This window comes from Paucilactobacillus suebicus DSM 5007 = KCTC 3549 (genome assembly GCF_001434475.1).
Lineage (GTDB): Bacteria > Bacillota > Bacilli > Lactobacillales > Lactobacillaceae > Paucilactobacillus > Paucilactobacillus suebicus.
This window is the reverse complement of the sequence record NZ_AZGF01000055.1, coordinates 1-6,011: the sequence shown is the minus strand read 5'-3', so window position 1 is coordinate 6,011 and position 6,011 is coordinate 1. Positions and strand designations below refer to the sequence as shown.

7 protein-coding genes and 1 pseudogene are annotated in these 6,011 nt (G+C 40.0%); 3 read left to right on the top strand and 5 right to left on the bottom strand.

Features of this window, described 5'->3' with window-relative positions:
- Positions 1–997 (bottom strand): IS256 family transposase (locus FD16_RS12260; protein WP_056938572.1); only part of this gene is annotated, 997 nt, incomplete at its 3' end.
- A gap of 142 nt (positions 998–1,139) precedes the next feature.
- Between FD16_RS12260 and FD16_RS12255 the strand changes: the two genes are divergently transcribed.
- The 3 genes and pseudogenes from FD16_RS12255 to FD16_RS12245 form a co-directional block, all read left to right on the top strand.
- A complete protein-coding gene (locus FD16_RS12255) occupies positions 1,140–1,694 on the top strand; it encodes a hypothetical protein (protein WP_010622478.1) in 555 nt (184 codons plus the stop codon).
- Between the two features lie 227 nt (positions 1,695–1,921).
- Complete coding sequence (locus FD16_RS12250) at positions 1,922–2,119, top strand: hypothetical protein (RefSeq protein WP_010622479.1); 198 nt, start codon at positions 1,922–1,924, stop codon at positions 2,117–2,119.
- 115 nt (positions 2,120–2,234) lie between these two features.
- Positions 2,235–2,408, top strand: a pseudogene (locus FD16_RS12245) (recombinase family protein); the annotation flags it as partial.
- A 60-nt stretch (positions 2,409–2,468) separates the two neighbouring features.
- Here FD16_RS12245 and FD16_RS12240 read toward each other — a convergent pair.
- The 4 genes from FD16_RS12240 to FD16_RS12225 all read right to left on the bottom strand — a co-directional run bounded on the left by FD16_RS12240 (position 2,469) and on the right by FD16_RS12225 (position 5,901).
- Positions 2,469–3,803: a dihydrolipoyl dehydrogenase family protein gene (locus FD16_RS12240; RefSeq protein ID WP_002831210.1), complete on the bottom strand. Its 1,335-nt coding sequence runs from the start codon at positions 3,801–3,803 to the stop codon at positions 2,469–2,471.
- 152 nt (positions 3,804–3,955) lie between these two features.
- Complete coding sequence (locus FD16_RS12235; protein WP_003680729.1) at positions 3,956–4,372, bottom strand: MFS transporter; 417 nt, start codon at positions 4,370–4,372, stop codon at positions 3,956–3,958.
- A 152-nt stretch (positions 4,373–4,524) separates the two neighbouring features.
- Complete coding sequence (locus tag FD16_RS12230; protein ID WP_010622481.1) at positions 4,525–5,241, bottom strand: phage minor head protein; 717 nt, start codon at positions 5,239–5,241, stop codon at positions 4,525–4,527.
- A gap of 72 nt (positions 5,242–5,313) precedes the next feature.
- Positions 5,314–5,901 carry a recombinase family protein gene (locus FD16_RS12225; protein ID WP_010622482.1) on the bottom strand — a complete coding sequence of 196 codons (588 nt, stop codon included), beginning with the start codon at positions 5,899–5,901 and terminating at the stop codon, positions 5,314–5,316.
- Positions 5,902–6,011: the final 110 nt, after the last annotated feature.

Sequence of the window (6,011 nt, the reverse complement as noted above, 5' to 3'; positions counted from 1 at the left end):
TCAGGTTAGTGGAGTATAGTGATTGCCGGATAGCTGGTGGAAAGTCCATGAAAGTGAGTAAATTCGGCATTTTAAGCAGATCTTTGATTAATTTGGGATAGGTCTGATGCCAGTTGTTGGCGAACTCATTCAGTTTCAGTTCGGCTGCTTCACGGTTGGCGGCCCGATGAACTTGTTTAAAGTCACTGATCACGGCCTTGCGGTCTTTTACGCGAACTTTGTTCATCAGATTCCGCCCAACATGAACCAGGCAACGTTGTCGTTTGACTTTAGGGAAATGCCGATTCAAGCCTTCATCCAAACCAACTAACCCATCGGCCACAAACAACAGCACATCTTTAACGCCCTGCTTGATCAAGGTTCCCAGCAGTTCAGTCCAGATTCCAGTCGATTCCGTTGGCGCCACTTGGTAGTTCAGCACTTCTTTCGTACCATCTGGACGAATACCAATCGCAATATGAACGGCTTCTTTTTGAACGGTATCCCGCTTTAACGGCAAGTAAGTGGCATCTAAGAAGATGGCCGCATATTGTGAAGCCAGTCGACGTTGCTGGAAAGCTTGAACCTGTTCATTGACGGCTTTAGTCATGTTGGAAACCGTGGCTTTGGAGTAGTGAGCACCGTACATTTTCTCAATGAGTTCGGCAATTTCAGCAGTGGTAATTCCCTTGGTATACAACTGAATGACCGTTGTTTCTAAATTATCACTGTGCCGACCGTAGGCTGGCAAGGTATGATTTTCAAACCGGCCATTGCGATCTCGAGGAATGGTTAAGTTAAGTTGGCCGTACTTCGTATCAAACGAGCGCTCATAATTGCCGTTGCGGTTATTACCAGTGTTAATCCCAGCGTATGAGTAGCGTTCGTAACCCAAAAACTCTGCCAATTCGGTTTGAAGCAGCTGGTTAATCGCAATTTCGAGGTGGTGACGAAAAACTTCGTCCAAATCTTGCTTTTGGGCTAGTGCAGCGATAATTTCTGTGGTAAGTTCATTCATGGGGAATGCCTCCTGTGATGTTTTCTGTGGTTACTAAATATCATAAGGGAAGGCATTCCCTATTTCTATACAATTCAGAAATCTTTTATGCATTTACACAAGATATTTTACGCTCTCTGATATAAACTTAAGCAAAGTAAAAATGACTGAAAAAGAGCGATTATATACGGCAGTTATTTATTACAATCCTGAGCTTCAACCACTGGAGAAACAGGATATAACCCGTCTAAAAAACAATCCACCAGAAAAATTTACAACGCAAGAGCATGTACAAGGACTTGCTTATTTAAGCGGACAGGTTAAACCAGATGAGATTAAAAACGCTAATTTGTTACGTGTGTTGAACAATAGAGGCACACAACAGTTGTTTATTGGTGAAGCAGGACAAGATAAAAATATTTCTGCTAAGCAAATTGAACAGGCTAAGCAGGCAGTAAAACAACATAATTTAAGGAGTGATGATTTCCGAAAAGAGAATATAGAAGGGTACAGAGCCGTTAATTATAATGAAAATACTCCAATAAAGTATATGAGTACATTATTATCAGATGCCTTAATGAGCGTGCTTTATTCAAATACCCAAGATTATGAGCTGAACAAACAAAGGAAAGCACAAGAGGAATTGGAATACGAGTTAGATAAAAAGAAACGTCAACATCATAAACATGGACGTCGTGGTGGTACGATTCACAGATAAAGTAGTAGGCGAATTCAAAAAATGTAAAAATATATAGTTACACCGTAACCATTTTCGTGAAAAAGCCTAGAAATAGGTGCTTTTTTATGTTTTGATGTTTGAGAAACGCATTATAAGCACGCTTTCAGTTAATAGATTAGGTAATTTATCAACCAAATAGTTAATGACGACGTCTAAATTATTGATGTAATACGTTTATTTAAAATATTTAAAAAGGTGGGATCTAATTGAGTATATTTGATGATTACTATGATGAACATAATTTAGGTGAATACAGTGATATGAGTAAAAAAGAATTAGTAATTGAAGCTGAATATTTGCATAATTCTTTGTATAACATTCTAAAATACGTTGATAATGGCGGTACAGATATAGATGTTATTAAAGCGGAAGTATATGACGGCTTTTACGAAAGTCGGATATAATATTTGAACTCAAACAGGTCATAACTCAACAGTTGTGTCGCATTTTTTTGTGCCTTATAATAAAAGACGTTGAAGAACGTCATAACTTACGGTCATAAATAAAGGAGCAAATCCAATGAAATATGGCTATGCACGAGTGAGTACGCCCGACCAAAAACTAGAAAATCAAATTGAGCGCTTAAAAAATTCAGGCGCTGAAATAATCTATCAAGAAAAGTTTACTGGTACAACTACTGAACGCCCTGAATTTAATAAATTGGTAGTACGGCAACATATTGATGATGCAATTGCTGAATTTACTAAATAATAAAAAAATGCCGAGTCTCCTTAAAAGAGGCTCAGCGTTTTTTTAAATCTGTGACCAGACGTCCGCTCCCAAAGTAGGGAAGAGAGGTACGATGCGGCCTAGTTGTTCAGCTGTATATTGAAACTCAATTGCTGGTAATAAAACGTTAATTGCATCGGCAGCATGTTCACTAACTTCAGCTGCTCCTACAAGATGATGGTCTTGATCGTAAATCAAGGTGTTATCACCAATTGTTTCCTTATCAACTTGGCGGAACCATCCGTCAGGAAGATGATTAGTTTTAATGGTGTAATCAGGATTTTGCTGAGCTTCTTCGACGCTCATACCAACCTGTGCGATTTGTGGTGAGGTAAAGACAATGGTTGGGATGGGCGGATAGTTGATTGCGTCAGTAGTCTTTCCTGTGAAAAGTTGGGTTAAATAACTAGATTCAAAGATCGCAGTCGGGGTGAGCTTAGGCTGTTCTTTATCAAGCACATCACCAGAAGCATAGATGTTATCAATGTTAGTTTGAAGATGATCGTTAACTTCGATCCCGTTAGCATTGTAACTAACGCCTACTTCGTCTAATCCGATGTTTTCGATGTTAGGAATTCGTCCGGTAGCATCCAAAATCCAGTCGGTGGTGAGGGTTTCGTGATCGTTATAAGACACGGTAAAATGAGAACCGTCTTCCTCAAAACGATCCACCTGAGCGTTGTAAATGAACTTCACCCCTCGTTTTTCGAGGTCGGCAATGACTTGTTTTACGTAATCTTGATTAAATTTGCGCAACGCCCGATTATGGCGTAAAAGTACAGTGACGTTCGCGCCGGCAGCATTGGCAATCGTGGCAAATTCCATGCCGATATAGCCCGCGCCAATAATTACGATATTTTCAGGAAGCTGTTTGAGGTTCATAAAATCGGTACTGTCATGCGTAAGTTCTGAGCCCATAACATCTAGATGGTGGGGACGTAGCCCCGTTGCAATCACGATTTTGTCAGCGGTGTAGCGCTGTTGATCCACTTCGATGGTGTGAGCATCAACAAATTTTCCACGACCGTGAATAATTTCGATGTCAACAGAGTCGAGTAAACCAGTAATCATGTCCGGCAAGCCGTCGATGACTTCGTGTTCATGTTCTACATTGGCAGTCCAATCCAGCTTTAAGTCACCATTTACAATGCCATCAAGGCGTTCTTGGTGGCGTAAAAGTTGAACCGGGTTGTCCAGCGTAATTTTCGCGTTGCATCCACGGTTTGGACAAGTTCCCCCGATTTTGTCCGCTTCGATAATGGCGACTTTTTTACCACTATTAGCTAGTGGAACCGCCCCGTCGAAGGCACCATGCCCCGCGCCTAAGTACAAAACATCAAATTGATAACTTTCAGTCATTTAATTACCTCCATCCTAAATTTAGGTGAATAAACAATTACCATTGTTGGCACGAGCATAGCAGAGGATAGTTGCGAGTTGCAAGCGATTGCAACTGAAGAGAACAAAAAGCAATCCTTAACTTTAAATAAGGATTGCTAAAAAATATCTTACTAACGTTTTAATGATTTAATCGATAGCATTGAAATACCACCAATCAAGGAAAAAATAAATGAAACAATAAAAATTCCAGAATAACCAAAAAGACTTATGACGGCAGCGGCTAAAACGGGTGCGATAGCTTGTGTAATTGTATTACCTAAGTTGTAAACACCTAAGAAAAATGCAACACGATTTTGATCGGGGATAACTTTTAAGTTTAATAAATTATCAAGTGCGTTCCATAAGCCCATTCCTAAACCGGTAGCTAAGGCGTAAAGAATAATACCAGTATTATTTCTTAAGAAGAACAGGGAGAGACCTGCAATTGCTAATAAGATAGTTGAGAGACCTACTGGTAATTTCAGTATTTTAAATTTATTAGATAGTGGCCCAGCGACTAATCCCATCAAAATGCCAAAAATAAGCATAATCGGTAGATTGTAAAATTAATCCGAACAGCGTTCGGATTAATTTTACAATCTACCTTATACTAAATTATAGATGCTAACTTAGTTAGCACTCCTCGACTTTGTTGTGAGCGAAGCCAATTAATAATATTCCTGACCCACTTAGTTTTAAACTAAGTGGGCTTTTTTTGTTCCTTAAATACCCTATCAAGTTCACCAGACAGCAGATTCCCATCTTCATCACAGGCTACCAGCTGGCAACGACACCTTGGATGAGTATCCGTGACTGGAATCGGTGCTTGTCCATAGGCAAATGTTTGTCTATCAAGTGGTTCACAAATATCACAAACACGATCATCTTCCTCGGTTAACCACATCACATACTGAACATTCTGTCCATCATACGCTCTATTCTTACCACCGTTGCTATTGCGTATAGCTTCATTAGTTGTTAACGTATGAATTCTGGATAGCATTTGGTTCATAGGCGTTGCTAAATTGTCATCAATTCGATCACCGCTTTGAGGAATACTGCGGGTCATTTTATTGATGTCTGATTTTTTCATGCGGCGACTCAAACCCTTGTTCAGGGTTTCTTTCATTCGTGTCGTCATGACGTCGCCATGCACCCAAATTCGTTGAGAATACTCAGCTTGGTTGGCTACTTTATCTGGAACTGTTGATAGTTTATTAGGGCTTGAATTATTATAGCCATCGATATACTGCTGTTTGAGTTCATTCACTGCAAATGATTCACTTTTTGCTGTAGCAATATTCATACCGGCGCCAATCATTGCACCCAACATATCACGCCGAGAAATAGATGCTTGGGCAAAGATTGCTTGCAAGCGTTTAGACAATTTATCACTAGGACTAGCGTTAGCTAGCATTTCATCAAGCTACCTTTTAAGTAAAGAAAATAGGGACCCTTTCAGTTAACATGTGCTAACCAAAAGGGGGCCCTATTTTCTTTTAATACCGTATTTCACACGGTATCGAATAAAGGTCGTCCGTTTAATACCTGTATTTCGGGACACATCAATGTCACTCATGCCAGCTCGATAAAGCTTAAAAGCATGTTGCAAGCGGGGATCGTCTTGGGTGTATTGGGGTTTGCGCCCATGATATTTACCCTGCTGCTTAGCTAAGGCAATCCCTTGTTGCTGGCGCTCAATGATTCGCTTACGTTCACTTTCGGCCTGATACTTATAGAGTTCAATAATCAAGTTGGTCATCAGTTGACGTAAATTTGGGTCGGCAATCCCTGTCATGGACGGCAAATTTAACACATCTAGGGTGGCACCCTTATTTTGAATGGAGTTCATGATCTTAGTCAAATCATGGTTGTTTCTGCCTAAGCGATCTAATTCAGTGACCATTACAATATCACCCTCACGAATATAGGCCAGCATTTTTTGCAGTTCTGGCCGATTAGTGTTAGCCCCACTTAATTTATCCGTAAATAATTTATCAACGTCTTTTAAAGCCGCTAACTGTCGATCTAAATGTTGCTCCTTGGAACTCACACGCGCATAACCGATTTTAGCCATTTCCAATTCTCCTTTTGGACAGTTCTAATGAACACTTGTAATCCCTAGTATAGCACAGAAATAAAAAAGACCATTAGGGTATACCCTAGTGGCCTAAAAATAAAAAATCA